Annotated in this window: 1 protein-coding gene; it reads left to right on the top strand. The window is 73.0% G+C overall.

Features of this window, described 5'->3' with window-relative positions; all coding sequences use genetic code 11:
* Nucleotides 1-320 precede the first annotated feature (320 nt).
* Entirely contained in the window at nucleotides 321-3695 is a 3375-nt protein-coding gene (locus MTQ10_RS28780) for a pyruvate carboxylase (RefSeq protein ID WP_247473288.1), read from the top strand.
* Nucleotides 3696-3813 lie beyond the last annotated feature (118 nt).

Below are 3813 nucleotides of genomic sequence, written 5' to 3'. Positions count from 1 at the left end.
CCTCCGGGTGCCGTGTGCCGCCTCGGTGCGCGCCCCGCGGAGTCACGCCCCCGGAGCGCGCACCGAGGCGGCACACGGCACCCGGAGGCACACGACAGCGGGCCGGGCGCATGACGCCCCCCTGACACACCTCGCCCGACACAGGGCCACGCGCGCGTGCACGCCCGAAGGCCGACGCCCACGCCCGACACGGACACCCGCGGGCATGCACACCCGGCCACCTACCGCACCCCGTGCGGCAAGTGGCCTTGCTCACATGGCGTGCCGCACCCACCGCCGACACCATGGTGAGCGTCACCGGCAGGCTGAAGGGGTCCTACATGTTCCGCAAGGTGCTGGTCGCCAACCGCGGTGAGATCGCCATTCGCGCGTTCCGGGCCGGCTACGAGCTGGGCGCGCGAACCGTCGCCGTCTTCCCCCACGAGGACCGCAACTCGCTGCACCGGCTCAAGGCCGACGAGGCCTACGAGATCGGCACACCCGGACACCCCGTGCGGGCCTACCTGTCCGTCGAGGAGATCGTGCGCGCCGCCCGCAAGGCCGGCGCCGACGCCGTCTACCCCGGCTACGGCTTCCTCTCCGAGAACCCCGACCTGGCGCGCGCCTGCGAACAGGCCGGCATCACCTTCGTCGGCCCCGGCGCCGACATCCTCGAACTCACCGGCAACAAGGCCCGCGCCGTCGCCGCCGCCCGCGAGGCCGGCGTCCCCGTGCTCGGCTCCTCCGCGCCCTCCACCGACGTCGAGGAACTCGTCCGCGCCGCCGACACCATCGGCTTCCCCGTGTTCGTGAAGGCCGTCGCGGGCGGCGGCGGGCGCGGCATGCGCCGCGTCGAGGACCCCGACCGGCTCCGCGAGTCCATCGAAGCGGCGTCCCGCGAGGCCGCCTCCGCCTTCGGCGACCCGACGGTCTTCCTGGAGAAAGCCGTCGTCGAACCCCGCCACATCGAGGTGCAGATCCTCGCCGACGGCGCCGGCAATGTCATCCACCTCTACGAACGCGACTGCTCGGTGCAGCGACGGCACCAGAAGGTCATCGAACTGGCGCCCGCCCCCGGCCTCGCCCCCGAGCTGCGCGACCGCATCTGCGCCGACGCCGTCCGCTTCGCCCGGCAGATCGGCTACCGCAACGCGGGCACCGTCGAGTTCCTCCTCGACCGCGACGGCAACCACGTCTTCATCGAGATGAACCCGCGCATCCAGGTCGAGCACACCGTCACCGAGGAGGTCACCGACGTCGACCTCGTCCAGGCCCAGCTGCGCATCGCCGCCGGAGAGACCCTCGCCGACCTCGGCCTCTCCCAGGACACGGTGCGGCTGCGCGGCGCAGCGCTCCAGTGCCGTATCACCACCGAGGACCCCGCCAACGGCTTCCGCCCCGACACCGGCCGCATCAGCGCCTACCGCTCGCCCGGCGGCTCCGGCATCCGCCTCGACGGCGGCACCACCCACGCCGGTACGGAGATCAGCGCCCACTTCGACTCCATGCTGGTGAAGCTCACCTGCCGGGGCCGCGACTTCACCACCGCCGTCAACCGGGCCCGGCGCGCGGTCGCCGAGTTCCGCATCCGCGGCGTCGCCACCAACATCCCCTTCCTCCAGGCCGTCCTCGACGACCCCGACTTCCAGGCCGGCCAGGTCACCACCTCGTTCATCGAGCAGCGCCCGCACCTGCTGACGGCCCGCCACTCCGCCGACCGCGGCACCAAACTGCTCACCTATCTCGCCGACGTCACCGTCAACAAGCCGCACGGCGCCCGCCCCGACCTGATCGACCCGCTGACCAAACTGCCCCCGCTGCCCGCCGGGGACGTACCCGCCGGCTCCCGGCAGCTCCTCGCCGAACTCGGCCCCGAGGGCTTCGCCCGCCGGCTGCGCGAGGCACCCACCCTCGGCGTCACCGACACCACCTTCCGCGACGCCCACCAGTCGCTGCTCGCCACCCGCGTGCGCACCAAGGACCTGCTGAACGTGGCGCCCGTCGTCGCCCGTACCCTCCCCCGACTGCTGTCCCTGGAGTGCTGGGGCGGCGCCACCTACGACGTCGCGCTGCGCTTCCTCGCCGAGGACCCCTGGGAACGGCTCGCCGCCCTGCGCGAGGCCGTCCCCAACATCTGCCTCCAGATGCTGCTCCGCGGCCGCAACACCGTCGGCTACACCCCGTACCCCACCGAGGTCACCGACGCGTTCGTGCAGGAGGCCGCCGCCACCGGCATCGACATCTTCCGCATCTTCGACGCCCTCAACGACGTCGACCGGATGCGCCCAGCGATCGACGCCGTCCGCGAGACCGGCACCGCCGTCGCCGAGGTCGCCCTCTGCTACACCTCCGACCTGTCCGACCCCGCCGAGACCCTCTACACCCTCGACTACTACCTCCGCCTCGCCGAGAAGATCGTCGCCGCCGGAGCACACGTCCTCGCCGTCAAGGACATGGCGGGCCTGCTGCGCGCCCCGGCCGCCGCCACCCTCGTCTCCGCGCTGCGCCGCGAGTTCGACCTCCCCGTGCATCTGCACACCCACGACACCGCGGGCGGGCAGCTCGCCACCTACCTCGCCGCGATCCAGGCCGGCGCGGACGCCGTCGACGGCGCCGTCGCCTCCATGGCCGGGACGACGTCCCAGCCGTCGCTCTCGGCGATCGTCGCCGCCACCGACCACTCCGCACGCCCCACCGGCCTCGACCTCCAGGCCGTCGGCGACCTGGAGCCGTACTGGGAGAGCGTCCGCAAGGTGTACGCCCCCTTCGAGGCGGGGCTCGCCTCCCCGACCGGGCGGGTCTACCACCACGAGATCCCCGGCGGGCAGCTGTCCAACCTGCGCACCCAGGCCATCGCCCTCGGCCTCGGCGACCGCTTCGAGGAGATCGAGGCGATGTACGCCGCCGCCGACCGTGTCCTCGGCCGCCTCGTGAAGGTCACCCCGTCGTCCAAGGTGGTCGGCGATCTCGCCCTGCACCTCGTCGGCGCCGACGTCGACCCGGCCGCCTTCGAGGCCGATCCCGACCGGTACGACATCCCCGACTCCGTCATCGGCTTCCTCCACGGCGAACTCGGCACCCCGCCCGGCGGCTGGCCCGAGCCGTTCCGCAGCAAGGCGCTGCGCGGGCGGCCCGCGCCCAAGCCGGTGCAGGAGCTGACCGCCGACGACCGCGAGGGCCTCGCCAAGGACCGCCGGGCCACCCTGAACCGGCTGCTGTTCCCCGGCCCGACACGGGACTTCCTCACGCACCGCCAGGCCTTCGGCGACACCGGCGTCCTCGACAGCAAGGACTTCTTCTACGGGCTGCGCCCCGGCAAGGAGTACTCCGTCGACCTGGAGCCCGGTGTGCGGCTGCTGATCGAACTACAGGCCATCGGCGAGGCCGACGAGCGCGGCATGCGCACCGTGATGGCCACCCTCAACGGCCAGCTGCGACCCACCCAGATCCGCGACCGTGCCGCCGCCTCCGACGTGCCCGCCACGGAGAAGGCCGACCGGTCCGACCCCGGCCATGTCGCGGCGCCGTTCGCCGGTGTGGTCACCCTGGCCGTCGGCGAGGGCGACCAGGTCGAGGCGGGCGCCACCGTCGCCACGATCGAGGCGATGAAGATGGAGGCCGCCATCACCGCCCCCAAGGCGGGCACCGTGGCCCGGCTCGCCATCAACCGCATCCAGCAGGTGGAGGGCGGCGACCTGCTCGTCGAACTCGCCTGACAGTGAGGATGTGACGTGGTGACGCCGCTGGTGGGTCTGACCCCTCGCCTGACTGACGTCTCGACTGTCCTGTTTGGGATTTGTCGGCCCGCCGGGCGTCACCACGCACGCGGCCGGA

Source organism: Streptomyces sp. XM83C (assembly GCF_023072675.1).
Classification (GTDB): domain Bacteria; phylum Actinomycetota; class Actinomycetes; order Streptomycetales; family Streptomycetaceae; genus Streptomyces; species Streptomyces thermocoprophilus.
Note: the sequence above shows the minus strand (reverse complement) of the source record. Positions and strands in the feature narration are given on the sequence as shown.